We start from the raw sequence: 26,758 nt of genomic DNA, 5'->3' as shown, positions 1-26,758 counted from the left end.
CGTCGTACTCCCCCCACGTGTACAGGCTGAGCGAACCGCTGCCGCCGGCGCCGGCGCCGCCGGTCGACGGGGCGCACGCCGCGAGCGCCGCAGCGGCGCCCGCGCCGATGGCCCCGCTGAGGAACATCCGCCGGGAGAGCTCCTTGCGCATCGAGGAGGGGATCAGGACGTCGAGATGGGGGCGCTCGGGCACGGGCGTGCTCCTTCGGTTCGGGCGTCGGACGCCGGGCGGATCAGACGGGGTAGATCAGGGGCGCGTCGGCGTGCCAGCGGCACGTCACGACGGTGCCGATGGTGGTGGGCGTCTCGACGCCCCAGGGGACGCGCGCCATGATCTTCTGCCCGGTCGCGGTGATGGTGACGATCTGCAGGTAGGAGCCGAGCCGGCTCACGCTCATCAGGGTCGCGGTGACGGCGTTCGGCTCGTCGTGGGCCTCGCCGGTCGTGATGACCACCGACTCCGGGCGGACCGCGACCGTCGCACGCTGACCGCTGGCGACCGCGGCGGAGCGGGTCAGGTGGATCGCGCCGTCCGCCGAGGCCACCGCCGTGGTCGCCGCGTCGCTGGCGGTCACCGTGCCGTCGAAGAAGTTCTGCTGGCCGATGAAGCCGGCGACGTAAGCGGAGGCGGGCCGGTCGTAGACGTCGGTCGGCGAGCCGATCTGCTCGATCCGGCCGCCGTTCATCACCGCGATCCGGTCGCTCATCGTCATCGCCTCCTCCTGGTCGTGCGTGACGAAGACGAACGTGATGCCGAGCTGCTGCTGCAGCAGCTTCAGCTCGATCTGCATCTCCTCCCGGAGTTTGCGGTCGAGCGCCGACATCGGCTCGTCGAGCAGGAGGACGGCGGGCCGGTTCACGAGCGCGCGAGCGAGCGCGATGCGCTGCTGCTGCCCCCCGGAGAGCTGCGCCGGCATGCGGCTCGCCAGGTGCTTCATCCGCACCATCCCGAGCGCCTCCGACACCTGGTCCGGCACCTGCGACCGCGGGACGTCCGAGTACCGGAGGCCGTAGGCGACGTTCTTCGCCACCGACATGTGCGGGAACAGGGCGTAGCTCTGGAACACGGTGTTGACGGGACGCCGGTGGGGCGGCGTGGCGCCCATCGCCGTGCTGCCGATCGTCACCTCGCCCTCGTCGGGCAGCTCGAAGCCGCCGATCATCCGCAGCGTCGTGGTCTTGCCGCAGCCGCTCGGGCCGAGGAGGGAGATGAACTCGCCGCCGGCGATCTCCAGGTCCAGACCTCGGACGGCCCAGCTCTTGCCGTAGAGCTTCGAGATGCCCGACAGCGACACGTGCCCGCTGCCGGAGTCGCCGGCGACGAGATCGACGGGCGGGGCTGCGAGCGCGGTATCGGTCATCGGGTCGGGCACTCCTCGCAGAAAAGTCGTGACGCGACCGGCAGCCGCGTCTCTGACCTCCTGAACGTACGGGTCGACGATTCGCCGCCACAACTCCGGCACCCGACCGTGACCGAGCTTTTACACGATCGAAACGGGCTGACGCTGCGGGAATCGCAGTCGACCGGGCCTTCCGCGACGGAAACCGCGGCGTGCGCAGGGGGCTCAGCGCGAGTGGACGACCCGACCGGCGCTGACCGTCACCGCGGTCGACACCTCGTGCAGCGCGTCCGGCGGCTGGAGGTACGGGTCGCGATCCGCGACGGCGACGTCGGCGCGGCGGCCGACCTCGAGCAGGCCCGCCGTGTCGTGGTGCGTGACCCGCGCGGAGCCGAGCGTGGCGGCGGTGAGCGCCTGCTCGAGCGTCAGCGCCTCCTGCGCACCGAGCGGCTCCCGCGTCGAGCCCGCCTCCCGCCGCGTGACGGCGACCGCGATCGCCTGCCACGGGTCGGGCGTCGAGACCGGCCAGTCGGAGCCCATCGCGAGCGGGATCCCCGCTGCGGCCATGGAGGCGAACGCGTACTGCTGCTCGAACCGCTCCGCCCCGACGAGCGGCAGGTTCAGGTCGAGCATCTGGTCGCTGCGGCAGGCCCAGAACGCCTGGATGTTCGCCGTCGCGCCGACGCGCGCCATCGCCGGCAGGTCGGCCGGGTCGACCTGCTGCAGGTGCGCGAGGTGGTGCCGAAGCCACGCGCCGTCGGCGACCCGGTTCGCGAGGTCGATCGCGTGCACCGCCTCCGCGACCGCCCGGTCCCCGATCGCGTGGACGTGCAGCTGGAAGCCGGCCGCGGCGAGCGCCGGCGCCACCGCGTTCAGCACCTCCGGTGCGAAGTGCGTGGGCCCGGTGACCTCCGTGGGACGCCCGTCCGCATCGAGGTAGGGCGCTTTCATGGCGGCCGTCCTGCTCTCCGGCACCCCGTCGAGCATGATCTTGACGCTCGTCGCCCGGAACCGGCCGCCCGTCGGCCCGCGCCGGTCGCCGATCCGGTCGCGCGCGGCGACCAGCCGGGCGACGACGTCGGGCACGTCGTCGACGCCGAACCCGCGCTCCAGCCACAGCGCGCCGGAGACCAGGACCGACAGGAGACCCGATTCCACGGCCGAGCGGTACGCGTCGGTCGGATCCTGCACGCCCGAGTAGTCGCCGATGATCGCGTCCTGCCAGCCGGTGACGCCGAACCCGGTCAGATAGCGCTGCGCCTCCATGAGCGCGGTGACGGACTGCTCGTGCGTGGGGACCGGGAGCAGGTCCGCGAGCAGGTCCATCGCGCCCTCCTGCAGGGTGCCGGAGGGGCTGCCGTCCGGATCGCGGTCGATGCGCCCGTCCGCCGGGTCGGGGAAGCGCGCGTCGATCCCCGCGGCCGCGAGCGCCACCGGCGAGACCCACGCGCCGTGATGGTCGGCGTTGATCAGGAAGACCTTGCGGCCGGGGGCGATCCCCTCGAGCAGCTCCGCCCGCGGTGTCCCCCGCTCGAAGTCGGCCATGTGCCAGCCGCCGCCGGTGATCCACTCGTCGTCCGGATGGGCATCGACGTAGGCGCGGATCCTGGCGAGGGTGTCGTCGGCGCCGGACGCCTCGGTCAGATCGCACCCGAGCCGCTCCCCTCCGCCCTGCGCCGGATGCACGTGCGCGTCGATGAAGCCGGGCCCGACGAGTCCGCCCGGCACGTCGACGATCTCGGCGTCGGTACCGGCGGCCTCCCGCGCCTCCGCGAGCGAGCCGACGGCGGCGATCACGCCGTCCCGCAGCGCGACGGCGGTGGCCGTGGGATGCAGGGCACGGCCGGTGAAGAGGCGCGATCCGGCGACGACGAGGGGTCGGGTCATCACTCCCGCACCGTATCGGTCGACGCGCCTGCTGCTTCGCACCGGGATGCGGGATGATGGCTCCGTGGATCACATCGTGGGTGGCGTCATCGGAATCGTGCTGCTGCTGGCGAGCATCGCCTGCTTCCCGATCGCGTTCGCGCTCGCGCCGACGAACGAGGTGTTCCTGCCGGTCTTCTTCGGCCTCGGGATCCTGCTGCTGTCGGCGGCGCTGCCGGTGCCGATCTTCCTCCTCGACCGGCTCGACGGTCGCAGCTGACCCCTGCGGCTCAGCCGAACTCGTGCAGCCGGCCCTCACGGGCCGCGCGGAGGTGCACCGCCGCCCACGTGCGGAACGGGCGCCACGCCGCCGAGACCGAGTCGACCGTCGCGCCGTCGCCGTAGCGGGCGGTGATCTCGTCGTCGAGACGCCGCTCGTGATGCGGGACCGCGTCGGGCGCGTTCGCACCCCTGACCACGACCAGCTCTGCGGCGAACGGCCCGATCCCCTTCACCTGCTGCACGAGCCGGATCGCCTCCTCGGGCGGCACCGACCGGAGCGCGAGACCGTCGAGCAGCCCGTCGAGCGCCGCGTCGGCCACCGCCCGCAGGTACTCCGCCTTCCGGCCCGGGAGGTCCAGCTCGAGTCCGCGCAGCACCGCGGGTGCCGGGAACGCGCCGCGATCGCCGTGCCGGTCGGTGAGCTGCGACCGGAGCGTCGCCGCCTGCGGGATCCGGATGCGCTGCGACAGCACCGCCCACGCGGCCGCCTCGTAGGGCGAGTGGAAGCCGCACGGCCGCAGCCCCGGCAGCCCGGCCTGCACCTCGGCGATCACCGGATCCCGCTCCCCGACGGCCGGCCAGAAGGTCGCATCCACGTCGAGGGCCAGGAAGCGCGCGACCTGCGCGGCCGCCGCGTCGAGGTCGCCGTCCCCGTCGACGGTGATCGCAGCGGTGCCGCCGTCCTGCGCGACGGAGGCCTCGGCGCGCGACCAGTCCGCCTCCACCAGGAGCACGGTCGTCAGGTCGTCCCCGCGCGCTGCGGGCAGCGCAGCGGGTGCGAACCCCTCCCAGAACGCCCTGCCGGTCGCGAGGGACCATGGTCCGCGGACCTCCATGTCGACCGTCGTCGCTGTCATGCGCTCAGCGTCCTCCTCCCCACCGACGTCGGCAGGGGCCCAGGTCCGGCGGTCGCGGGTCCGCCGCGGCACAGCGTGCGGTGAGAGGAATCGGGGGCGGGAGGACACTGCCTGGTATGACGGTTCCTGCCCCTGCGGTCGCGCTGGCCCTCGCGGTCGTGCTGGCGATGACCGGGTGCGCGAGCGCTTCGGACGGCGTCCGGATCGCGGGCTCACCCACCGCCGACCGGACGCCCTACGCCGGGTCCCTGACCCCGCCGCCGCTGACGGCCGCCGACCGGCCGGGCGCCGCGGGAGTCGTCGTCCGCTGTTCGAGCACGCCAGTCGGCGGCTCGGCGGCGAGCCCGTACACGGGCGGCGCGGTCGCGACGACGGCGGACGGCGCGCTCGATGTCGCTTCCGGTGAGGGCGTCTTCGATCTGGCCACCCGCTCCCTCACCCGGGAACGGACGGAGCGCGACCGCGTGCTCTTCACCACGTCGTACCACGGCATCGCGCGGCAGGCGGTGGTCGTGCGGCGCGGCCCGGCCGGCCCGGGTGCCGGCGCGGACGCGGACGGGCTCGGCTGGTACGTCGAGTCGTGGGCGAGATGCGACCTCGCGGACTTCCCGGACGCGGTGAGCGAGGCGTACGGGGTGCAGGTCTGGTCCGACCGGGACGGGGACCGCGTGCCGACCACGACGGTGGTCTCGTCCAGCGGACCCGAGCACTGCGGGTGGCAGGAGATGACCTTCCTCGACCTCGACGGCGGCGCGATCGGAGGGTCCGGGGGCGAGACGTTCGTCGACCGGCCGAGCGCCGACCTCGCCGGGTACTTCGGTGCCGAGGCGGAGGTGCACCTCGCGCTGCCGGCGGACTCGGTCGAGACGGGCTACCACCTGGGCGCGAGGCGACTCTGGCTCGCGCCCGGTCACGCCGTGGCCTACGTCGGCACCCCGGAGGACGTCGCGGCATGGCCGCGGGAGACCCGTCCGGTCGGGTGCGCCTGAGACCCGGGCCGGGTGAGCGAGGCGCGCTGACCCGCGATTCGACGGGGCACGGTCGGACCCTGCCGCGTGAGTGTCCGCACGGGTCTCGCGGGGCCGACCGCTGCTGATATGACGGTGCGCACCGTCCGATCTGCAGCGGAGGGCCCCGTCAGCGAGCACGCGCCGCTAGCGCGCGCCGGAGCCGGGGCCCTTGAGCCCGTACGCCTTCGACGGCCGCCAGACGCCCGGGCGGTCGGGGCGTGCTCCCCGCACGGGTACCGCGATGCCCGCGGCAGCCGGTCCGGCGGAGAAGTCCGCGAAGTCCCGTTCCAGGACGGCGGCGGTGTGCGAGCCGACCCCGAGCCGGATCGCGGCCACGAGGTCCTCCGGAGTGTCGACGTCCCGGCGCAGCCGCTCGGTGCCGCGGATCAGGCGATGCCCCAGATCCCGATGGCGCGAGGCGGAACCCACACCGAACGCGGGCAGCAGGGGCATCCCCGGCTGCCCGGTGATCAGGACGGTGCCGGTGCTCTGCGTATCGGCGACGACGCCGAGCGGGATCTCCTCCGCGAACTCGAGCGTCCGTTCGAGGTCCTCGGAGGTGAGCGCGGGCAGGTCGCCCGCCAGCACGGCCACCCCGTACTCCGGCCAGCAGTCCTGCGCGAGGCGCAGACCGGTCGCGATCGCGTTGTTCAGGCCCGGCGCCTGCTGCCGCCGCACGGTGACGGCGACCGGGAGGCTGAGGTCCTCGAGCAGGCAGGGGTCGTCGGTCACGACGAGCAGCATCCGGACCCGCGGCGAGCGCGCGACGGCATCGATCGTGTCCCGCGCGAACGCCTCGGCGAGCGCGGCCCGGTCCGGCCGGTCGCCGAGGCGGGTCTTGGCCTCGTCGAACCGCTTGACCGGTATCAGGACCACCCAGTCGATCACCACGCACCTCCATCGACCGCGACGGTGACGTCCCCGGTCTGCTTCGTCGCCTCCGCATAGCCGTCGGAGTACCCGCTGGCGTATGCCTCGCTGCTGCCCTGCCGGAACATGTCCTGCTCACCCACCCGGACGATCGACCGCGCGCCCGGGCCGTCGACGTCGAGGACGTACCGGCCGAGGCCGCGGACGATCGCGACCGGCCGGTTCTCCGCCTTGCCCTTGACGAGGTCGGCCATCGCGGCGATCTCGTCGGCGATCGCGACGACGGTGACGCTCATCGGGCGCCCGGTCGCGTCGGGCAGGCCGCGCAGGTCGTCGACGACCTCGACCCCCGCCGCGCCGATCGCGATGTCGGTCTGCCCCTGCCGCCACGGCCGCCCGAGCGTGTCCGTGACGACGACGCCGATGGGTACGCCGGCGGCCGCGATGAACGCGGTGCGGAGGCGGGCGGCGGAGGCGTCCGGGTCCACCGGCAGCAGCAGGACCGTGCCGGGCGCGACGTTGCTGGCGTCCACGCCGGCGGCCGCGCCGACGATGCCGAGCCGGTTCTCGACGATCCGCGTCAACCCGCCTCCCCGCGCCTCGCGCACCGCGACGACGCGCACGGTCTCGTCGGTGATGGCCTGCTCGCGGTCGTCGGCCACGACCTGCCGGCCCTCCGCCTTCGAGACGACCTTGCTGGAGACCACGACGACATCGCCGGCTTCGAGGTCGCCGACCACCGCGATCAGGGCGTGAGCGAGGTCGTCCCCCGCTTCGATCTCCGGGACGCCGTCCGGGGCCCAGCAGCGGATGACGGCGCCCGTCATCGATGGAGCTTCGGCAGCACGTCGCGCGCGAAGAGGTCGATCCACTCGCGCTGGTTCCTGCCGACGTTGTGGAGGTAGATGCGGTCGAACCCGAGGTCCGCGTAGCGCTGCAGCGCCTTCAGGTGCACGTCCGGGTCCGAGGAGATGACGAGGCGACCCTCGAAATCCTCCGGGCGCACCATCTTCGCCATCTGCTCGAGCTCGAACGGGCTGCGGATGTCGCCCTTCGGGAACTTCATCCCGCCGTTCGGCCACTCGGTCATGGCGTTCGCGAGCGCCTCCTCGTCGGTCGGTGCCCAGGAGAGGTGGACCTGCAGCACCTTCGGCGCCGTGGCGGGGTCCTTGCCCGCCTCCCGCTGCCCCGCGTCGAATCGCTCGAACAGCCCGGAGATCTTCTCGAGCGGCGCACCGACGGTGATCAGGCCGTCGACGGCCTTGCCCGCACGCTTCGCGGTGATGGGCCCGGCGGTCGCGACGAGGATCGGCGGCCGCTCGTCCATGGTCCAGAGCCGGGTCGACTCGAGCTTGTAGTACTTGCCCTCGAACTTCGTGTCCTTGCCGGCCTGGGAGGAGGAGAACAGCTGGTTGATCAGGTCGATCGCCTCGAACATGCGGTTGATCCGCTCGGGCGCCTCCGGCCAGTAGCCCGCGACGACGTGCTCGTTCAGCGCCTCCCCCGACCCGAGGCCGAGCCAGTGCCGTCCCGGGTACATCGCCGCCAGCGTCGCCGACGCCTGCGCCACCATCGCGGGATGCCAGCGGAAGGTCGGCGCGGTCACGCCGGGCCCGAAGTCGCCGATCGTGCGCTCGCCCAGCGCGGCGAGCACGTTCCAGACGAAGGCGCTGTTGCCCTGGGCCGGCACCCACGGCTGGAAGTGGTCCGCCGCCATGACGCCGGTGAACCCCTTCGATTCCGCGTACGCGGAGAGGGCGACGGCCTCCGTCGGATGGAACTGCTCGAGCATCGCGGCGTAGCCGATCTGGAGCGTAGACACCCGAGCATCCTTCCACCCCGGACGGAACCGTCCGGTCGCGGTCACGCCGTGACGAGCGCGAGCGCCTTGTCGGCGTGCCGCCGGAGGTCGGGCTGGAGGCGGATCGTGCCGGCCGTGTGCGCGTCGATGAGCGCCTGCGCGTCCTCGGGGCTCGACCGGCTGAACCAGCCGCCGATCGTGACTCCGTGGTCGGGGCGCTCCACGATCTCGACCGGGTCGCCGGCCCGGACGTCGCCCGAGCGGACGACGCGGAAGTACGTGCCGGGGGCGCCGTGGTCCTCGAACCGCTTGACCCAGCCCTTGACGCCCATCCGGCGCTCGAACGTGCCGCAGGGGATGCGCGGGCTCGTCACCTCCAGCACCGCCTTCTCGCCGATGCGCCACCGTTCGCCGATCACCGCGCCGGAGACGTCCACCCCCCTGGTGCGGAGGTTCTCGCCGAACAGGCCGGGCGGGATCGCCCGGTCGAACTCGGTGGCGAACCAGTCCGCGTCCTCCTGCGCGTAGGCGTAGACGGCTTGGTCCTCGCCGCCGTGCCACTTGCGATCGGCCTGGACGTCGCCGTGGATGCCCAGCTTGCGCACCCGCAACGGCTTCCCGACCGGCCGCTTGTCGATCGCGGTCACGCCGACCCCGCGATCCGGCAGCAGCTGGTGGACCGTGCAGACGGCGACGACCTCAGCCACGGACGGGCCCCTCCGGTTGCAGTGCCTGCGCGACGACCCGCGGCACGTAGGGCGAGACGTCGCCGCCGAGCGCCGCGACCTGCCGGACGAGCGAGCTGGACACGTGGCTCGTGGCGGGCTGCGCGACGAGGAACAGCGTCTCGACACCGGTCAGATCCCGGTTGACCAGTGCCATCGGGGTCTCGTAGCCGGCATCGGTCGCGGACCGGAGGCCCTTGACGATCGCCTCCGCGCCGACGCGGCGGCAGTAGTCGACCAGCAGCCCCTCCGACCAGGAGTCGACCTGCACCCCCTCGATGCCCGCGTCCGCCAGGGACGCCCGCAGGAGGCGGACGCGCTCGTCCAGGCCGAGCAGGGCCGACTTGCCCGGGTTGTGCGTCACGACGACGTACAGCCGGTCGAACAGCGCGGTCGCCCGGCCGATGACGTCGAGATGCCCGAGGGTGACCGGGTCGAAGGAGCCCGGCACGACGGCGATCCGCATCGCACCATCCTCCCCCACTCTCCGTTTTGTAGGAATTGCGTTCCTACAAAACGGAGGGGGCTTCAGTTCTTGTCGAGGAACGCCCGCGACTCCTCGTCGCTGGAGCGCTCGATCGCGGCGCGGAGGAGGGGGTGGGTGTCGAGGGCCGGATCGCCCTGCAGCGTCTGCGCGGCGGCCTCGCGGGCCCGCTCGATGATGTCGCCGTCGCGGGTGACGCGCAGCAGCCTCAGCTGGGAGCGGCCACCGGACTGGCTCGCGCCGAGCACGTCGCCCTCGCGGCGCAGCTCGAGGTCCGCCTGCGCGAGCGCGAACCCGTCGGTGGTGCTCGCGACCGCCGTCACCCGCTCGAGCGCAGGCGTGCCCGCCTCCGCGTGCGTGACGAGGAGGCAGAGGCCGGGCAGCCCGCCACGACCGACGCGGCCCCGCAGCTGGTGCAGCTGCGAGACGCCGAACCGCTCCGCGTCGAGGACCATCATGAACGTCGCGTTCGCCACGTCGACGCCGACCTCGACCACCGTCGTCGCGACCAGCAGGTCGATGCGGCCGTCCGCGAACGCCGTCATCACGGCGTCCTTCTCGTCGCCGGTCATCCGTCCGGTCAGCGCCTCGATCCGGGCGCCGGCCAGCGCCGGCTGGGTGCGGAGGTCCGCCAGCACCGCCGTCACCGTCGCCATGGGGACGGTCGCCATGGGCCCGGGACCCTCCGCATCCGGTGGCAGCAGGTCGCCCTCGTCCTCGGTCGCACCGATGGCGGGGCAGATCACGTAGCCCTGACGACCCTGCGCGATCTCCTCCCCCGCCCGTCGCCATACGTTCGGCAGCCACCGCGGCTTCTCCGCGAGCGGGACCACGTGCGTCGTGATCGGCGCACGACCGGCGGGCAGCGTGCGGATCGTGGAGGTCTCGAGGTCGCCGAAGACGGTCATCGCGACCGTGCGCGGGATCGGCGTCGCGGTCATCACGAGGGTGTGCGGGGCGCTGCCCTTGCGCCGCAGCAGCTCGCGCTGCTCGACGCCGAACCGGTGCTGCTCGTCGACGACGACCAGGCCGAGGTCGGCGAACTCGGTGCTCTCCGACAGCAGGGCGTGGGTGCCGACCACGATCTGCGCCTGTCCGGTGACGATGCGCAGCGCCGCCCGGCGGCGCTCCGGCATCGACATGGCCCCGGTCACGAGCGTCGGCATCAATTCGGCAGCCAGGTCGGGGCCGAGCACCCGCACGATGGACCGGAGGTGCTGCGCCGCGAGCACCTCGGTGGGGGCGAGGAGGGCGGACTGGCCGCCCGACTCCGCGACGGCGAGCATCGCGCGCAGGGCGACGAGGGTCTTGCCGGACGCGACCTCGCCCTGCAGCAGCCGGTGCATCGGCGCGTCGCCGGCGAGGTCGGCCGCGATCTCGGCGCCGACCTGGCGCTGGTCGGCGGTCAGCTCGAACGGCAGCATCGCGTCGAACCGCGCGAGGAAGCCGCCCGCGGCGGGAGAGCGCGGTGTCGCCGCGAACATCGCCCGGACCGCACGGCGCTGCAGCAGCACGGTCTGCAGCAGGAACGCCTCGTGGAAGCGGAGGGTGCGCTTCGCCTGCACCCAGTCGCCGTCGTGCGATGGGCGGTGGATGCGGCGCAGCGCCGCCTCGAAGCCCATCAGGCGGGCGGTGCGGCACACCTCGAGGGGCATGGGGTCGTCGAGCCCCGCGATCCCGGCGAGCGCCAGGTCGACCGCCTTCTCGATCTTCCACGACGGCAGCGAAGCCGTCGCCGCGTAGATGGGCAGCGGCGTCTCCTCCCACGCCCGCGCCCCCTCCGGATCCGTCTCCTTGTCGGGCGGCGCCTGCCCGTCCTCGGTGAAGAGCGCGTGCTGCGGGTGGGCGAGCTGCCGCATGCCCTTGTAGAGCTTGACCTTGCCGCTGAACAGCCCCCGCCTGCCGGGCACGAGCGCGTTCGGGGCCTTCTCGTCGGCGATGTACGGCTGGTTGAAGAAGACGAGGGAGAGGGTGCCGGTGCCGTCGGAGATCAGCACCTCCTGCATCGAGCCGCGGCGCGCCTGGAGCGATCTGGAGGTGGAGCGGAGGACCTCGGCGACGATCGTCACGTCCGTCTCGAGCGGCAGCGCGTCGAGCCGGCTCAGCTCGCCGCGCTTCACGTAGCGGCGCGGGTAGTGCGCGAGCAGGTCCCCCACGGTGTGCAGCTCGAGCTGCTTGCCGAGGAGCTTCGCGGTGCGCTCGCCCACGACACCGTCGAGACGCTGATCGAGCGGCCCTGCCATGGATCCATCGTACGAACCCGCACCGACAGCGCCCACGCCTGCGTCCACAGGGATCCGCGGAGTGATCTCGAGGCTCGCTTCGCTCGCACCTCGATCAGCGGGGCGCGCGGTCCGCGGTGAGGTGCGGGAGGCTTGGGCGGTGCCGAGGATCGTCGCCGGGTGGGCCGGCTCCCTGCAGCTCGCGGTGCCGGCGGACGGCACACGGCCGACGAGCGACCGCACGCGCGAGGCGCTGTTCTCGATGCTCGAGTCGCGCGACGCGATCGCGGGAGCGGCGGTGCTCGATCTCTACGCCGGGTCGGGCGCGTTCGGGCTGGAGGCGCTGAGCCGCGGCGCCGCCTCCGTCGTCCTGGTCGAGAAGGCCCCCCGGGCCGTGCGCGTGATCCGCGACAACATCGCGCGCCTCCGCCGCTCCGCACCGGGGCCGATCGATGCTCGAGCGGTGCAGCAGGCCGTGGGCTCGTTCCTCGCGCAGGCCTCGGGCGGGGTGGGGCTGGCGTTCCTCGACCCGCCCTACGACCTCCCGGACGCCGACGTGGCCGCCGACCTGCTCGCGCTGGCGCCGCTGCTCACGGCGGACGCGGTCGTCCTGGTCGAGCGCTCCTCGCGCGCCCCCGCGCCGCCGCTGCCGCCGACCCTCCTCCTGGAGCGCACCCGCACCTACGGCGACACCGCGGTCCACCTCCTCGCTCCCGCCTGAGCGCAGCGCGGACTTGCCACTGGATGCCCTCGACACGCCGCGCGGAGGGCATCCAGTGGCAAGTCCGCGCTGCGGGCGGGGTCAGGAGGGGGCGAAGGAGTCCCAGCCGGTCGGGTCGGCGCGCTCGCTGTCGATCATCACCGCTGGCGCGCCCTGGCGGACCGTGCCGAGCCTGCGGAAACCCTGCGGCGGCTCGCCGGGGAAGCAGGCGAGCAGGCCGTGGTCCTCGCCGCCGCCGAGCACGAGCGCGAGCGCCTCCTCCCGCCTCGGCGGCGGCACCGCCACCCGCTTCCCCTGCGATGCGTCGAGCAGATCGTCCACGTACCCGTCGAGGACCGAGCGGTCCAGGTCGAGGATCACGCCGCTGGCCTCCGCGATGCGCATCGCGTCGAGCAGCAGCCCGTCCGAGACGTCGAGCATCGCCGTCGCGCCCGCCTCCGCCGCCACGATCCCCGCCGAGGTCGGCGGCGTCGGTGCGACCTGCGTCATCAGCAGGGCGTGCTTGCGGGTGAACAGGTCCTCGATCGCGGCGGCGTCGTCCTCACCCGTCGCGAACAGGAGGCGCAGGGCCGCGCTCGCATGGCCGAGGAGGCCGCAGTACCCGATGGCGTCGCCCGGCCGGGCACCGGACCGGAGCACCGCCTCCCGTCCGTCGAGCGAGCCGACGACGGTGACGGAGACGGAGAGGACGGGCGAGCGGGTGAGGTCGCCGCCGACGACCTCGACCACCGGGAGGCCCCTCCCACGGGTCAGCCGGCCGCAGGCGTCCGCCATGCCGCCGGCGAGCTCTTCGAGGTCGGTGACGAGGGTGTCCCCCGGCGCCGCGAGCGCGACGAGCAGGCCGGTCGGCCGCCCGCCCATCGCCGCGATGTCGGCGAGGTTCGTCGCGATCGCCTTGTAGCCGATGTTCCAGAACGAGGACCAGGCACGGCGGAAGTCGGGCCCCTCCACCATCGCGTCGGTGCTGAGCAGCACCCGGCCGTCGGGTGCCGCGAGGATCGCCGCGTCGTCGCCGGGGCCCAGGATCACGCCGTCGGGCGACCTGCGCCGCGTGCGGAGGCGCGGGATGATCCGGGCCAGCGCCGCGCGCTCCCCGACGCTCGCGAGATCGTCGGTCATGAGGCCTCCGAGCCCGAGGGGCACCGCACACCGGTGCTGCTCGTCGCCGCCGCGATCGGGTCGGACAGGGCGGTCAGGACCGTGTCGGCGATCACCCCGTCACGGTCGACGAGCAGCTGGGTCGCGGGGCTGCGCCCGTAGGTCGTGTAGACGAGCCAGTCCCTGTCGTCGATCGACCTGTACTGCGTCAGCCAGTCGACGCCGTCGATCGTCGTGCAGTCGGTGGTCACCGGGACGGCGACCCCGCAGCGGAGCGTGACGCTCGCGGGCGTCCCCCATGCGGCGGTGCCCTGCGCGTCGGTCGTCCGTCGTGCAGCGCCGGCGACGCGATCGGGCAACCGCACGACCACGCCCGCGCAGCCGACGCTCGTCGCCTCCGGTGCGGGATTCAGGGACACGGTGGGGGTGCAGCCGGCGAGCAGCAGCGCGGCGGCGATCGCGGCGGGCAGGAGGGGCGCCCACCTCATCGGGCGAGCTCGACCAGCTCCGCGATCAGGTCCGGGTAGGACAGGCCGGACTCCTGCCAGCACCGCGGGAACATCGAGACCGGCGTGAAGCCCGGCATCGTGTTGATCTCGTTGACGACGAAGCCCTCCTCCGTCAGGAACAGGTCGACGCGGGCGAGGCCGCGGCCGTCGATCGCCTCGAACGCGCGCTGCGCCGTCCGCTCGAGGTCCAGCTGCTCGCCGTCGCCGAGCGTCGCCGGGCAGACGAGGTCGACGCCAGGGGCATCGAGGTATTTCGCCTCGAAGTCGTAGAACTCGCGGCCGGTGACGAGGATCTCGCCGACCGCGGAGGTCCGCGCCGCCCCGCCGGTGCGGCTGCCGAGGACGCCGATCTCGAGCTCGCGGCCGACGACGCCGCGCTCGACGAGCACGCGGGAGTCCTCCTGGAACGCGACCTCGAGGGCGCGGTCGAGTCCCTCCGGGTCCTCCACCTTCGAGACGCCGACGGAGGATCCGGCCCGAGCCGGCTTCACGAACACGGGGTAGCCGAGCGCGGCGACGCGACGGCGGAGGAACGTCGGATCGCCGGTCAGGTCGGCCCGCTGCAGCGTGATCCAGGGCGCGACGAGCACCCCGGCGGCCTGCAGCACCGTCTTCGTGAAGTGCTTGTCCATGCCCATGGCGGAGGCGAGCACGCCGTTGCCGACGTAGGGCAGGCCGATCAGCTCGAACAGCCCCTGGATCGTGCCGTCCTCGCCCCACGGCCCGTGCAGGATCGGGAAGGCGACGTCGATGCGGCCGAGCGAGTCGGTGGTCCCGTCGGGGCGACGGACGGTCAGCTCGTGATGCGTCGTCGAGTCGGGCCAGAGCACGCGGGAGCCGTCGTCGCGGACTTCCGGCAAGTCCTCCGGGTCCAGCGCGTACGCGGCCGGGTCGTCGCGCTCGAGCACGAACGCGCCCTCGCGGGTGACACCGACGGGGACGACCTCGTACCGCTCGCGGTCGATCGCGCCGAGCACGCCTCCGGCAGTCGCGCAGGAGATGCTGTGCTCGCTCGACCTGCCGCCGAACACGAGCGCCACGCGCGTCTTCTCCGCCACGGGTTCGAGGCTACCGGGCTACTCGCCGACGGGGACGGGGCCCGCGGTCACGTGCGGGGCGATGTCGCGGGGGTGCAGGGTGCCGGCGATGACCCGCGACACCTGGGTGCAGATCGGCATCTCGATGCCCTTCTCGGCGGCGAGCGCGAGCACCGGCTCGAGGGAGGCGAGCCCCTCCGCGACCTGGTCCATCGTGCGCAGCACGTCGTCCTTCGTGTAGCCCTGCCCCAGGAGGCGGCCGGCGCGGTTGTTGCGGGAGCGCGGCGACTCGCTCGTCGCGATCAGGTCGCCCATGCCCGCGAGACCTGCGAGCGTGTCGGGCTGGGCGCCGAACGCGGCGGCGAACGCGCTCATCTCCGCCAGTCCCCGGGTGAGGATCGACGCCTTCGTGTTGTCGCCGTAGCCGACGCCCACCACGATGCCGACCGCGAGCGCGATCAGGTTCTTCAGGACGCCGCCGAACTCGGTGCCGATCACGTCGGAGTTCACGAAGGTGCCGAAGTAGCGGTTCGCGCAGACGGCGGCGACCCGCATCGCGGTGTCGACGTCCGAGGAGGCGATGACAGCAGCGGTCGGCTCCTCCCGCGCGATCTCGAGCGCGAGGTTCGGGCCGGACACGACCGCGACCCGGTCGTCCGGCAGCGCGAGCACCTCGCGGATCACCGCGCTCATCCTGAGGCCGGTGCCGTCCTCCACGCCCTTCATGAGACTCACGACGATCGCTCCGGGCGGCAGCACGGGACCCACGTCCCGGAGGAGGCCGCGCAGGGACTGGCTCGGTACCGACAGGAACACGATCTCGGCGCCGCGAAGCGCGCGCGGCAGGCTGCTCGTGGCCTCGATCTCGTCCGGGAGGGCGATCCCGGGTAGGTAGTCGTCGTTGCGACGGCGGTGCTCGATCGCCCGCGCGACCGAATCCCGTCGGGCCCAGAGCTCGACGTCGTTGCCCGAGTCGGCGAGCACCTTCGCGAACACCGTGCCCCAGCTGCCCGCGCCGAGTACCGCGACCCTCACGCGACCACCGAGCACTGTTCATCTTTCAGGAGTTTTGGCTCCGCCAAAACTCCTGAAAGATGAACAGTGCGAGTGCGCATCAGAAGGTGCCGATCTCGGTCTGGCCGTGCTCGGTCGGGTTCCAGCGCTCGGTGGGCGCGGTCTCGCCGCGCAGCTCCTCCAGCAGGCCCGTGATCGCGGCCATGATGCGGTCGGTCGCGGTGGCGAGCGCCGCCCTGTCGGCGATGCGGCCGAGGTCGGACAGGTCGACGGGGTCGCCGAACATCAGCTCGACGTGCGCACGGGGGCGGAGGCGCAGCTTCGTCGTGTTCACCGGCATGAGGACCTGCGCGCCCCAGTGCGCGACAGGGATCACGGGCACCCCGAGCTGCAGGGCCAGCCGCGCCGCGCCGGTCTTGCCGCGCATCGGCCAGAGATCGGGATCGCGCGTGAGGGACCCCTCCGGGTAGACGATGACGCCCTGCCCCTGATCGACGAGCCGCTTCGCCGACGAGAGCGGGATCGCCCCGCGGGATGCGCCGCCTCGCTCGACCGGGATCTGCCCCATCGCGCGCATGAGCGCACCGACCACCGGTACGCGGAAGATCGACGCCTTCGCGAGGAACCGCGGCGCGCGCCCGACGCGCCACACCGCCTCCCCCACGACCACCGGGTCGATGTTGGACATGTGGTTCGGCGTGAGGATGTACGCCCCGGTCGCGGGCAGCTTCTCGGCGTTCCGGATCCGGGTCCTCGCCAGCACGCGCGCCGCGGGGGCCGCGGGTCCGGCGATCAACCACCACACCGACGGCCGACGCTTCTCGGCGAAGGGCCGGCCGACCAGGGGCTTCGCGCCTCCGGCCATCAGCTGTCGACGGTGAAGCGGGCCCCCAGGCCCTTCAGCTTCTCGCCGAAGCTCTCGTAGCCGCGGCTGATGATCCCCACGTTGCGGACGGTGCTCGTGCCCTCGGCGGTCAGCGCGGCGATCAGGTGCGAGAACCCGCCGCGCAGGTCCGGCACCTCGATGTCGGCGCCGTGCAGCGGCGTCGGTCCGGTGATGACGGCCGCCTGCTCGAGCTCGCGGCGCGGCACCCGCCGAGCAGGCGCCGCGAAGCCGCGCGGGTGCACGCGGATGTCCGCGCCCATCTTCTGCAGGGCGCTGGTGAAGCCGAAGCGGTTCTCGTAGACGGTCTCGTGGATGGTGGAGACGCCGTCCGCCTGCGTCAGCGCCACGATCAGCGGCTGCTGCCAGTCGGTCATGAACCCGGGGTGCACGTCCGTCTCGATGACGACCGGCTTCAGGGACCCGCCCGGGTGGTAGAAGCGGATGCCGTCCTCCAGCACGTCGAAGGCGCCGCCGACCTTCCTGAACACGTTGAGGAAGGTCATCATGTGCTCCTGCACCGCACCCTTGACGAACACGTCGCCGCGGGTCGCGAGCGCTGCGGAGGCCCAGGACGCGGCCTCGTTGCGGTCGAAGATCGCGCGGTGCGCGTAGCCCTTGAGCTCGGTCACGCCCTCGATGAGGATGACCCGGTTCGGCTCAACCGAGATGATCGCGCCCATCTTCTGCAGGATCGCGATGAGGTCCATGATCTCGGGCTCGATCGCGGCGTTCCGCAGCTCGGTCGTGCCCCGGGCGCGCACCGCCGTCAGCAGCACCTGCTCGGTGGCCCCGACGCTCGGGTACGGCAGGTGTATGTACGCCCCGTGCAGGCCGTTCGGTGCCGACAGCCGGATGCCCGCGGGCAGCTTGTCGACGATCGCGCCGAACTTCCGGAGCGCGTCGAGGTGGAAGTCGATCGGGCGGTCGCCGATGCGGCAGCCGCCGAGGTCGGGGATGAACGCCTCGCCGAGCTGGTGCAGCAGCGGGCCGCAGAACAGGATCGGGATGCGGCTGGACCCGGCGTGCGCGTCGATCTCGCTGACGTGGGCCCGTCGCACGTTCCTGGTGTCGAGCAGCAGCTCGCCCGGCTGCAGGCCCGCCTCCACCGAGACGCCGTGGATCTGCAGCAGGCCGCGCACGACCCGCACGTCGCTGAGGTCCGGCACGTCGCGCAGCACGCTGACGTCCTCCGACAGCAGGGAGGCGACCATCGCCTTGGTGACCAGGTTCTTCGCGCCCCGCACGTCCACCGTGCCCCTGAGCGGCTTGCCGCCCTCGATGGTCAGGCGGTCGAAGGTCAGGCCGACGCTCGCCCCCGCGCGCGCCGCGTCGGTCGTGACCGCGATCTGGGCGGTGTTGGGTGCTGCACTGAAGGCTGTGCTCACGATTCCCTCACTGGAAGGGTCCGAGGCCGCCACGCTGCACGGCCCTGCTCGAACTGGGTGATGCGCGACTCGTCGCGCAGGGTCAGGCCGATGTCGTCGAGGCCCTCCAGGAGGCGCCAGCGCGTGTAGGCATCGATCTCGAACGGGTGCGTGACCCCCGAGAGGGTGACGGTCTCCGCCAGGAGGTCGACGGTAGCCGCGACCCCGGGATCCGCTTCGATCGCGGCCAGGCATGTCGAGATCGCCTCCTCCGGCAGCACACCGGTGAGCAGACCCTGCTTGCCGGCGTTCCCGCGGAAGATGTCGCCGAAGCGGGACGAGAAGACGGCCCGGAAGCCGAAGTCGCGCAGCGCCCAGACAGCGTGCTCCCGGCTCGAGCCGGTGCCGAAGTCGGGCCCGGCGAACAGGATCGACCCGTGCGCGAAGGCGGGGTCGTTCAGCACGAACGTCGGGTCCTGCCGCAGATGCGCGAACAGGGCGTCCTCGAAGCCCGTCTTCGTCACCCGCTTCAGGTACACGGCCGGGATGATCTGGTCGGTGTCGACCGCCGCGCGGTTCAGCGGCACAGCGATGCCGGTGTGGGTGGTGAAGGCGTCCATCAGACCAGCACCCCTTCCTCGACGTCGGAGGGGGACGACAGCGTGCCGCGGATCGCGGTCGCTGCGGCGACGAGCGGCGACACCAGGTGGGTGCGGCCGCCCTTGCCCTGCCTGCCCTCGAAGTTGCGGTTCGAGGTGGAGGCGCATCGCTCGCCGGGAGCGAGCTGGTCGGGGTTCATGCCGAGGCACATCGAGCAGCCGGCGAATCGCCACTCCGCGCCGAAGTCGAGGAACACCTGGTCCAGGCCCTCCGCCTCCGCCTCCAGCCGCACGCGGGCCGAGCCCGGCACGACCATGACGCGGACGCCCTCGGCCTTCGTGCGGCCCCGGACGATGGAGGCGAACGCCCGCAGGTCCTCGATGCGGCTGTTCGTGCAGGAGCCCATGAAGACGGCGTCGACCCGGATGTCCTTCAGCCTGGTGCCGGGCGCCAGATCCATGTACTCGAGCGCGCGCTCGGCGGAGTCGCGCTGCTGCGGGTCCGCGATCGCCGCCGGGTCCGGCACCGAGCCCGCGAGCGTCGTGCCCTGGCCGGGGTTCGTGCCCCAGGTGACGAACGGCTCGAGCTCGTCGGCGTCGAGGAACACCTCGGCGTCGAACACGGCGTCGTCGTCGGAGGGCAGGGTGGACCAGTACTCGACCGCGGCGTCCCAGTCGGCGCCCGTCGGCGCGTGCGGGCGCCCCTGCAGGTAGTCGAACGTCGCTTGGTCGGGCGCGACCATGCCGGCGCGCGCTCCGGCCTCGATCGACATGTTGCAGATCGTCATCCGCCCCTCCATGGAGAGGGCGCGGATGGCGCTGCCGCGGTACTCGAGCACGTAGCCCTGGCCGCCGTTCGTGCCGATCTTCGCGATCACGGCCAGGATGATGTCCTTCGCCGTGACGCCGGGCTTCAGCGTGCCCTCGACCGTGATCGCCATCGTCCTGAACGGCTTCAACGGCAGGGTCTGCGTGGCCAGCACGTGCTCGACCTCGCTCGTGCCGATGCCGAACGCCATCGCGCCGAAGGCGCCGTGCGTGGAGGTGTGGGAGTCGCCGCAGACGACCGTGATGCCCGGCATGGTCAGGCCCAGCTGCGGGCCGACGACGTGCACGATCCCCTGCTCGGCGTCGCCGAGGGAGTGCAGGCGGACGCCGAACTCCTTCGCGTTGCGGCGCAGCGTCTCGATCTGCGTGCGGCTGGTGATATCCGCGATGGGCTTGCCGATGTCGACCGTCGGGGTGTTGTGGTCCTCCGTGGCGATCGTGAGATCGGGGCGGCGGACCTGGCGGCCCTCGGCGCGGAGGCCGTCGAACGCCTGCGGGCTGGTGACCTCGTGGATGAGGTGCAGGTCGATGTAGATGAGGTCGGGTGCGCCGTCCTCACCTCGCTTCACGAGGTGGTCGGCCCACACCTTCTCGGCGAGGGTCCTGGCGCCTGCGCGGTTCGGTACCTGCGGGGCGGGGGCTGTTTCGGTCATGCGGGTTCTCCGAGGTGGTCGCGTGCTGGTGTCCCGGCGTGCAGGAGCCTCCGCGACGAGGGAGCCGGTGGGTTCAGACCTCGTCGCGGCACGGAAGGAGGAGCAGCGCGCCGCGAAGCATCCGCCCACGGTACCACCGTGGTCGGTCGCGGCGTCGAGTTGGATCGGATGCCGCAGCGCCCCATGCCGGTCGCCTCGCTCGAGGCTGTCGCGGATCCGATCCGCGATCGTCGCCGCGTCGGTGTCGAATCGCGGGATCTCCTGATCGCGTTCGGAACGCGAACTGTTCCTGGGTGAGGTGACGAGACGTCCGAACATCTGCGCGCCGATGCCCGCGGGGCCGCCTCGGAGACATCCGCAGTAGAGAGAATTCACGTATGGGGTCGGACGTCGCGAGCACCGGTGGCACTCCCCGGGCGACCGGAGCGGACTGGGACGAATCGGTCCGGGCCGTCCGCGCCGGGGCCGTCGATGCCGATGAGGCCGCCGACCGGCTGATCGCGCTCATGACCGACGACGAGCTGCTCGGGCTGCTCGACGGCGACTCCCCGCGGCGGCTGCTCCCCCTGATCCCCGTGCTGCTCGGCAAGCGCCCGTTCGTGGCCGGCGCGATCCCGCGCCTCGGCATCCCCGGCATCCGGTTCAGCGACGGCGCGCGCGGTGTCGTGATCGGCGCCTCCACCGCCTTCCCCGTGACGATGGCGCGGGCCGCCACCTGGGACCCGGAGCTGGAGGAGCGCGTCGGGGAGGCGATCGGCGCCGAGACCCGGGCGCGGGGCGCGAACTACTCCGCATCGATCTGCGTCAACCTCCTGCGGCACCCCGCCTGGGGACGCGCGCAGGAGTGCTACGGCGAGGACCCCGTGCTGACGGGACGGATGGGGTCCGCGATGACCCGCGGCGTGCGGACGCACGTGATGGCCTGCGTGAAGCACTTCGCCCTGAACTCGATGGAGGACGCGCGCTTCGAGGTCGACGTGTCGGTCGACGAGCACGCGCTGCACGAGGTGTACCTGCCGCACTTCAAGGCCGTCGTCGACGCCGGCGCGGACTCCGTGATGAGCGCATACAACCAGGTCCGCGGCGAGTACATGGACGTCAACCGGCCGCTGCTGACCGGCGTGCTGCGGGACGAGTGGGGCTTCACCGGGTTCGTGACGAGCGACTGGGTGTTCGGCACCCACGACGCGGTCGCCGGGCTGGAGGCGGGCCTCGACGTGGAGATGCCGCTGCGGTTGCGGCGCGCCCGCGAGCTGCCCGCCGCACTGGCGCGCGGCGCCGTGTCCCGCGCGACGGTGCTGCGGTCGGCGCGCCGCATCCTCCGCACCTGCCTGCTGCACGCCGCCGCCGTCGGGACGGCGCAGCCGAGCGCTGCGGTCGCCGCGTCCTCCGCGCACCGCGCGCTCGCTAGAGAGGTCGCCGCGGCGTCGATCGTGCTGCTGCAGAACGAGCCCGTCGACGGGGCGCCCGTGCTGCCGCTCGGCGCGGCCGTCCGGCGGATCGCGGTGGTCGGCGCGCTGGCGCAGCGGGCGAACCTCGGCGATCACGGGTCGTCACGGGTCCGGCCCCCCTCCACGGTGTCGCCGCTGCAGGGCCTGCGGGAGGCGCTGCCCGGGGCTCGGATCGACGCCGTCGGCGGGCGCGACCTCCGCGCTGCGGCCGATGCGGCGCGGGCGGCGGACACCGCGGTCGTCGTCGTCGGCCTCGACCAGCACGACGAGGGCGAGTCGGTCGTCACCGGCAGCGTCGACGTCGGCGCGATCAGCCGCGCGTTCCGCTCGGGCCCCCTCCGGACCGTGCTCACGGGCGTCGCGCGCCTCTCGTCGCGCTTCGTCCGGGGCGGGGACCGCGGCTCGCTCGATCTGGACCCGGCCGACGTCAGCCTCGTCCACGCCGTCGCCGCGGCGAACCCGCGGACCGTCGTCGTGCTGATCGGCGGCAGCGCGATCCTGACGGAGGCCTGGCGCCGGCAGGTGCCGGCACTCCTCATCGCCTGGTACGGCGGCATGGAGGGGGGCAGGGCGCTCGCGGACGTGCTGACCGGGCAGGCGGAGCCGGGCGGGCGGCTGCCCTTCGTCGTGCCCACGGACGTGGCGCACCTGCCGCCGTTCGACCGCACGGCGAAGGCGGTCGTCTACGACGACCGGTGGGGGCAGCGGCGGCTCGACGCCGAGGGCCACGCGCCGGCGTTCCCGTTCGGGTTCGGGCTGGGCTACACGACGATCGAGCACCGCCTCGTCGGTCACCGGTTCGGCGACGACGGCGGGGCCGCCGACGTGGTCGTGGCGAACACGGGCGACCGCGCGGGATCGACCGTCGTGCAGGTGTACGCCGCCGACATCTCCCTCCGGAGGCCGGTCGCGCAGCTGCTCGGGTTCGCACGGGTGTCCCTGCAGCCGCACGAGAAGGCGACCGTGCAGGTGGCGCTGGACGCCGGCCCGACGCTGCAGCGTGATCCGGCGACGCGCCGCTGGTCGACCCGCCCGGGCGACTGGGCGCTGCAGGCGGTCCAGCACAGCCCCGCCGACTGGGCCGACGCCCGCCCGCTCCGCTCCTCCTCCTCCTCCGGCTGACGGGGCCCGCCGCTGCAAAGCAGACGGTGCGCACCGTTGGATCAGCAGCGGAGGGCCCCGTTAGTGACCCAGGTCAGGCCCAGGGCGTCCCGGGGAGCGCCTCGACGCGGACGGGCAGCTCCTCGTCGTCCAGCAGCACGCCGCGGAGCAGCCGCCTGACCTCCCAGCCGAACGGCAGCGCGGCCTGGGAGCGGCGCAGCACGAGGTGCTCGCCCGTACCGGCGTGCCTGGCCTCCAGGTCGTCGAGCTGCTCCGCTCGCAGCAGCGCGACCGTGCTGCCGACCCGGTCGTCCACGAGGCGGACCAGGGAGGTGGGCCCGGTCAGGTCGCTCGCGACGATCCGGCGCTCGCTCGCGTCCAGGATCGTGCGCTGCGCCGCACGGGTGACGATCAGCGGGCGCGCCGGCCCGTCGAGCACCTGGGCCAGCGCCTCCGACGCGGCGCGGGGCCGGCCGGTCCGCGCCGCCGCGGTCTGCATCCGCTGCAGCCGCCCCGGCTCGCCGAGCACCGAGTCGATCTTCCAGCCGATGGTCGCGGTGCTGTTGCAGCGCACCGCCGCCCCCTGCTCCATCAAGTAGTCGCCGTTGCGCACCTCCTGCCCCGGGATCGGGTTCACGAGCACCATCGGCAGGCCCGCCGCCATGCACTCCGACGCGGACAGCCCGCCCGGCTTCCCGATGAACAGGTCCGCACGCCGCAGCAGCTGCGACATCTCCGACGTGAAGCCGAGCACCCGGTAGCGGTCGCCCGCCGGGGCGACGAGCTGCTCGATGCGGCGCCGCAGCGCGTCGTTGCGGCCGCAGACGATCGTCGCCGTGAACGCCGAGCGCATGTGCAACGTCTGCCGCACGACCGCCAGGGCGTAGTCGCCGCCTGCTGCCCCGGCGGAGATCAGCAGCATCGGCGGCCGGCCCGTCTCCCGGACCGGTGCGTCGGCGGGCCCGGCGGCGATCGGGATGCCCGCGGCGGCCACGCGGTCCGCCGGCAGGCCGAGCGCCGTCAGCTGCGCGCGGCCCTCCTCCCGCGCCACGACCATCGCGTGGAAGGCGCTCGTCAGCCAGAGCCCCTGGAAGTCGTAGTCCGTGGTGACGACCCCGGTCCTGGCGTCGACGACTCCGCGCAGCAGGAGGGAGGCGACGAGCTGCGCCGGCAGGAAATGGGTGCAGATGATCGCGGTCGGGCGGAACCGCTTGATCGCGCTCACCGCGGGGAGCGCGTTGGCGCGGGTCCACGGGTCCAGCGGGCCGCGGCGGCGGAAGGGCTGGTCGCTGACGTCGTAGCCCCAGTCCACGAGCCACGGGACCCCCTCCACGAGGACGAAGTAGCCCTTCCCGAGCAGCTCGCGGTACAGCAGGCTGCTGACCTGCAGCACGTCGAGCACCTGCACCTCGGCGACGTCGTCACGCCCCGCGCACGCCGCTTCGAGCGCCGCCGCGGCGGTGTTGTGCCCGGACCCCACGCCCGCGGACAGGATCAGCACGCGCTCCCCGGCCCCCGCGCCGGCTCTCCCTCCCGACGACCTCCGCATGCTTCGACGCTAGCGAAGCCGCGCTCAGAGCAGGACGCCGGTGGGTACCGGCAGCACCAGTTCGGTGTTGCGGTCCGTGCGAGCGCCTCGGTACCGCAGCGCGCTGGCCCTCGGACGGTCCCAGCGGTCGGGATCGTTCGCGGCGAGGTCCCGCGACAACGACGCGAGCTCGAGCGGGGAATCGAGCCCCCCGTCCCACCCAGCCGCCGCAGCCGAGTCGATCAGCGTGGTGAAGATCGAGAGGGTGCCGTCCTGGTTGTCCGCGAGCTCGATGCTCCTGGCCTGCTGCGGCCAGTCGATGTGGCTCGCGGTCGTGACCTCCCAGAACCCGCCCGAGCGTCCCTGCGCGCGATGCGGCGTGATGACGTTGCGGTGCACGTGCCCGTTCAGCCACAGCACGACCTGCGGGTGGGCGAGCAGCAGCCGGACGAGCAGCGGGCCCAGCACGCGCGGCTCGGGGGCACGACGCTGACCGCCCAGCAGGTTGTCCATGGTCTCGGAGGTGTGATGGCTGCAGATCACGGTCGCCCGGTCGGGCTCCTCGGCGAGGACGCGCCGCAGCCAGGAGAACTGCTCGAGGTCGAGCGACCCGTTGCCGTCGCCGTGCTCGTTGACCGTGTCGATCACGACGAGGCGCAGCGGGCGGCCGGAGCCACCGGGCGCGGTCGGCGCGTCGGCGACGTAGTAGGCGGTGCCGTCACGGAGGTTGTCGGCGGTGAGGCCGTGCCCGACGGGGGTGCCGGTGGTGCTGAAGTGCTCCGCGACGACCTCCTTCCTGGTGAGCAGCCGCCGGCTCCCGTCGGCGGTGACGTCGTGCTTCACGAGCCGGTCGAGCACCGTCGTGTCGCCACCCATCAGCGCGTCGACGAATGCCTGCGGGTCGAGGCCCTTCGGGAGCCCGATCGGCTTCCGGTCGCCGACGACGAGCTCCGCGAGCGGATGGGTGATGGACATCCCGCCCCGCAGCAGACCGTCGTGGTTGCCGTGGGCGGTGAACCAGGGCACGGTCAGGCCGGTCGCCGCGAACGATCGCGTCGCCGCGGCTTGCAGGCCGTGCACGCGCGGGAATCCGAAGCGCCGGATGTAGCTGTCGCGCGTCCCGCCCTCCGGGTGCCAGTAGGTGGGATCCAGCCGCCCGATGGCGGTGCTCCCGACACCCTCGTACACGCCGGGTCGGCCGCTGTCGGGCACGACGGTGCCGCCGTCGAGCAGGTCGATCGACCACCGCAGCTCGTTGTACTGGCAGCTGTCGGCCGCGTCACCGGTGCTGATCGCGAACGCGGGAGGGAGCCCGGTCACCGGCGCCGTGCGCAGCTCGTTCACGGCCCGGACCATGCTCTCGGCGACCTGCGTGGCCAGCAGGTCGTACGGACGGTAGGAGCCACCGAACACCGGGCCGCTCGGCCCGCCGCGGTAGCGGTCGAGGAACTCGAAGCGGCCGGGCGACTGGGCGTCCTGCACGTGGATGTCGGTGAGGTGGATGAACGCGGCGACCGATGTGCGGCGCTTCGCCCTGGAGGCGGAGACGTGCACGAGGTCATCGCGGACCAGATGGGTCTCGCCGGCGCGGGCGACGTTCCGTCGCCACCCGTGCGCGTCGGGCGCGCCGCGGACGACGGTGCGCAGCAGGGTGGTCACGCCGGGAGCGGGCGCGTCGGCGATCGGGGTCGCCGCGAACGCCTCCCCGCCCATCGCCAGGACCGTGCCGGCGGTCGCTCCGAGCGCGAGCGCCGTCCTCCTCGTGATCGCGCCGATCGACCCGTTCGTCCGCTCGCGCATGCGTCGCCTCCCCGGTCGCCGGCAGGTGACCGCCGACCGGGGGCAGCGTGTTCGTCGCCGGTGGCGGCGCTGTGAACGGTCGGGGTCGCCCTCCCTCCCGCGCGATGTCGCGACACGGGCGGGCGGGCGAATCCCGCATGACGGGCTGATGGCCGCGCAGGCGGCGCCCGGGGCCGCGCGGTCAGGCGCGCCGCCGCCCGGAGGCGGCGTGCGGGGTCAGGCGCCGTTCTCGCTGAGCCGGGCCGCGACGACCTGCGGCAGCAGCTCGGCCAGGTCCGACTGCACGTGCAGCGCGACCTCCACCTCGTCCGCCTCCGAGGTGTTCGCACCGATCAGCAGCTCGTGGAAGCCGGCCGGCCACGGCGTCTCGGTCACCGCGGCCCAGGTCCGCCACGCGACGAACGACGACTCGAGCGACTGCCCGGCGACGACGTCGCCGACCTCGTGGGCGACGGTCTCGACCATCTCCCCGACCGAGAGCCGCTCGTTCCGGTGCGCCCGGATGCGCTGGTCGGCGAGCTGCGCGATCGGCAGCCATGCGTCGGTCCGCAGCAGCTGCGCGGGATGACGCGGGAGGTGCACGAGCGCTGGCGGGGCCTCGGTGCGCCCCAGCCCGAGGATGTGGTGCTCCCCGGCCCGACGGCGCCCCGCAACGGACCTTCTGACCCGCCCGAACATGCCGCCCAGCACGACGCCGATGCTATGCGCCCGC

24 protein-coding genes and 1 pseudogene are annotated in these 26,758 nt (G+C 73.2%); 4 read left to right on the top strand and 21 right to left on the bottom strand.

What is annotated here, in order from left to right; translation table 11 throughout:
- The 3 genes and pseudogenes from ACFE67_RS05055 to ACFE67_RS05045 all read right to left on the bottom strand — a co-directional run.
- A pseudogene (locus ACFE67_RS05055) lies at positions 1–193 on the bottom strand (spermidine/putrescine ABC transporter substrate-binding protein); the annotation flags it as partial.
- A 40-nt stretch (positions 194–233) separates the two neighbouring features.
- Complete coding sequence (locus ACFE67_RS05050) at positions 234–1,361, bottom strand: ABC transporter ATP-binding protein (protein WP_375405779.1); 1,128 nt, start codon at positions 1,359–1,361, stop codon at positions 234–236.
- Between the two features lie 204 nt (positions 1,362–1,565).
- On the bottom strand, positions 1,566–3,227 hold the full coding sequence (locus ACFE67_RS05045; protein ID WP_375405778.1) for an amidohydrolase: 1,662 nt from the start codon (positions 3,225–3,227) through the stop codon (positions 1,566–1,568).
- Positions 3,228–3,291: 64 nt separating this feature from the next.
- Between ACFE67_RS05045 and ACFE67_RS05040 the strand changes: the two genes are divergently transcribed.
- Complete coding sequence (locus ACFE67_RS05040; protein ID WP_375405777.1) at positions 3,292–3,486, top strand: hypothetical protein; 195 nt, start codon at positions 3,292–3,294, stop codon at positions 3,484–3,486.
- A gap of 10 nt (positions 3,487–3,496) precedes the next feature.
- Here the strand turns inward: ACFE67_RS05040 and ACFE67_RS05035 are convergent, their stop codons facing one another.
- On the bottom strand, positions 3,497–4,345 hold the full coding sequence (locus tag ACFE67_RS05035; protein WP_375405776.1) for a DNA-3-methyladenine glycosylase family protein: 849 nt from the start codon (positions 4,343–4,345) through the stop codon (positions 3,497–3,499).
- 116 nt (positions 4,346–4,461) lie between these two features.
- Here ACFE67_RS05035 and ACFE67_RS05030 point away from each other — a divergent pair, with 116 nt between their 5' ends.
- Positions 4,462–5,334 (top strand): hypothetical protein, encoded by an 873-nt coding sequence (locus tag ACFE67_RS05030; protein WP_375405775.1) that lies wholly within the window; start codon positions 4,462–4,464, stop codon positions 5,332–5,334.
- A 165-nt stretch (positions 5,335–5,499) separates the two neighbouring features.
- Here the strand turns inward: ACFE67_RS05030 and cofC are convergent, their stop codons facing one another.
- The 6 genes from cofC to ACFE67_RS05000 all read right to left on the bottom strand — a co-directional run bounded on the left by cofC (position 5,500) and on the right by ACFE67_RS05000 (position 11,478).
- Positions 5,500–6,243, bottom strand: a complete 744-nt coding sequence (gene cofC, locus ACFE67_RS05025) for a 2-phospho-L-lactate guanylyltransferase (protein ID WP_375405774.1) — start codon at positions 6,241–6,243, stop codon at positions 5,500–5,502.
- Positions 6,240–7,052 carry a coenzyme F420-0:L-glutamate ligase gene (gene cofE, locus ACFE67_RS05020; RefSeq protein ID WP_375405773.1) on the bottom strand — a complete coding sequence of 271 codons (813 nt, stop codon included), beginning with the start codon at positions 7,050–7,052 and terminating at the stop codon, positions 6,240–6,242. The genes cofC and cofE overlap by 4 nt, the downstream gene beginning before the upstream one ends.
- Positions 7,049–8,017, bottom strand: a complete 969-nt coding sequence (locus ACFE67_RS05015) for a TIGR03557 family F420-dependent LLM class oxidoreductase (protein WP_375405781.1) — start codon at positions 8,015–8,017, stop codon at positions 7,049–7,051. Before ACFE67_RS05015 ends, cofE begins: the two co-directional genes overlap by 4 nt.
- Positions 8,018–8,088: 71 nt before the next feature.
- Positions 8,089–8,733: an MOSC domain-containing protein gene (locus ACFE67_RS05010; RefSeq protein WP_375405772.1), complete on the bottom strand. Its 645-nt coding sequence runs from the start codon at positions 8,731–8,733 to the stop codon at positions 8,089–8,091.
- Positions 8,726–9,217, bottom strand: coding sequence for a pantetheine-phosphate adenylyltransferase (coaD, locus tag ACFE67_RS05005; RefSeq protein WP_375405771.1), 492 nt, complete (start codon positions 9,215–9,217; stop codon positions 8,726–8,728). The genes ACFE67_RS05010 and coaD overlap by 8 nt, the downstream gene beginning before the upstream one ends.
- A 62-nt stretch (positions 9,218–9,279) precedes the next feature.
- Entirely contained in the window at positions 9,280–11,478 is a 2,199-nt protein-coding gene (locus ACFE67_RS05000; protein ID WP_375405770.1) for an ATP-dependent DNA helicase RecG, read from the bottom strand.
- Positions 11,479–11,617: 139 nt separating this feature from the next.
- On the opposite strand from ACFE67_RS05000, the gene rsmD reads away from it, so the two are divergent.
- Positions 11,618–12,178 (top strand): 16S rRNA (guanine(966)-N(2))-methyltransferase RsmD, encoded by a 561-nt coding sequence (gene rsmD / locus ACFE67_RS04995; RefSeq protein WP_375405769.1) that lies wholly within the window; start codon positions 11,618–11,620, stop codon positions 12,176–12,178.
- Between the two features lie 81 nt (positions 12,179–12,259).
- On the opposite strand, the gene thiL is transcribed toward rsmD, so the two are convergent.
- The 8 genes from thiL to leuC form a co-directional block, all read right to left on the bottom strand.
- Entirely contained in the window at positions 12,260–13,297 is a 1,038-nt protein-coding gene (gene thiL, locus ACFE67_RS04990) for a thiamine-phosphate kinase (protein WP_375405768.1), read from the bottom strand.
- Positions 13,294–13,764: a DUF3515 family protein gene (locus ACFE67_RS04985; protein ID WP_375405767.1), complete on the bottom strand. Its 471-nt coding sequence runs from the start codon at positions 13,762–13,764 to the stop codon at positions 13,294–13,296. The genes thiL and ACFE67_RS04985 overlap by 4 nt, the downstream gene beginning before the upstream one ends.
- Complete coding sequence (locus ACFE67_RS04980; RefSeq protein ID WP_375405766.1) at positions 13,761–14,843, bottom strand: D-alanine--D-alanine ligase family protein; 1,083 nt, start codon at positions 14,841–14,843, stop codon at positions 13,761–13,763. The genes ACFE67_RS04985 and ACFE67_RS04980 overlap by 4 nt, the downstream gene beginning before the upstream one ends.
- Positions 14,844–14,861: 18 nt before the next feature.
- Entirely contained in the window at positions 14,862–15,857 is a 996-nt protein-coding gene (locus ACFE67_RS04975; protein ID WP_375405765.1) for an NAD(P)H-dependent glycerol-3-phosphate dehydrogenase, read from the bottom strand.
- 79 nt (positions 15,858–15,936) lie between these two features.
- On the bottom strand, positions 15,937–16,701 hold the full coding sequence (locus ACFE67_RS04970) for a lysophospholipid acyltransferase family protein (RefSeq protein WP_375405764.1): 765 nt from the start codon (positions 16,699–16,701) through the stop codon (positions 15,937–15,939).
- Entirely contained in the window at positions 16,701–18,023 is a 1,323-nt protein-coding gene (gene murA, locus ACFE67_RS04965; RefSeq protein WP_375405780.1) for a UDP-N-acetylglucosamine 1-carboxyvinyltransferase, read from the bottom strand. Before murA ends, ACFE67_RS04970 begins: the two co-directional genes overlap by 1 nt.
- Before the next feature lie 80 nt (positions 18,024–18,103).
- Positions 18,104–18,706, bottom strand: a complete 603-nt coding sequence (gene leuD, locus ACFE67_RS04960; protein ID WP_375405763.1) for a 3-isopropylmalate dehydratase small subunit — start codon at positions 18,704–18,706, stop codon at positions 18,104–18,106.
- A complete protein-coding gene (gene leuC / locus ACFE67_RS04955) occupies positions 18,706–20,166 on the bottom strand; it encodes a 3-isopropylmalate dehydratase large subunit (RefSeq protein ID WP_375405762.1) in 1,461 nt (486 codons plus the stop codon). Before leuC ends, leuD begins: the two co-directional genes overlap by 1 nt.
- 377 nt (positions 20,167–20,543) lie before the next feature.
- On the opposite strand from leuC, the gene ACFE67_RS04950 reads away from it, so the two are divergent.
- Complete coding sequence (locus ACFE67_RS04950) at positions 20,544–22,739, top strand: beta-glucosidase (protein WP_375405761.1); 2,196 nt, start codon at positions 20,544–20,546, stop codon at positions 22,737–22,739.
- A gap of 73 nt (positions 22,740–22,812) precedes the next feature.
- On the opposite strand, the gene ACFE67_RS04945 is transcribed toward ACFE67_RS04950, so the two are convergent.
- The 3 genes from ACFE67_RS04945 to ACFE67_RS04935 form a co-directional block, all read right to left on the bottom strand.
- Positions 22,813–24,267 (bottom strand): glycosyltransferase, encoded by a 1,455-nt coding sequence (locus ACFE67_RS04945; protein WP_375405760.1) that lies wholly within the window; start codon positions 24,265–24,267, stop codon positions 22,813–22,815.
- 24 nt (positions 24,268–24,291) lie between these two features.
- On the bottom strand, positions 24,292–26,046 hold the full coding sequence (locus tag ACFE67_RS04940) for a TIGR03767 family metallophosphoesterase (protein WP_375405759.1): 1,755 nt from the start codon (positions 26,044–26,046) through the stop codon (positions 24,292–24,294).
- A 216-nt stretch (positions 26,047–26,262) separates the two neighbouring features.
- On the bottom strand, positions 26,263–26,758 hold a 496-nt coding region (locus ACFE67_RS04935), incomplete at its 5' end, for a hypothetical protein (protein WP_375405758.1).

Origin of the sequence: uncultured Amnibacterium sp. (assembly GCF_964244015.1) — a bacterium.
Classification (GTDB): Bacteria; Actinomycetota; Actinomycetes; order Actinomycetales; family Microbacteriaceae; genus Amnibacterium.
The sequence above is the reverse complement of the archived record's forward strand: the minus strand, read 5'-3'. Positions and strand labels throughout refer to the sequence as shown.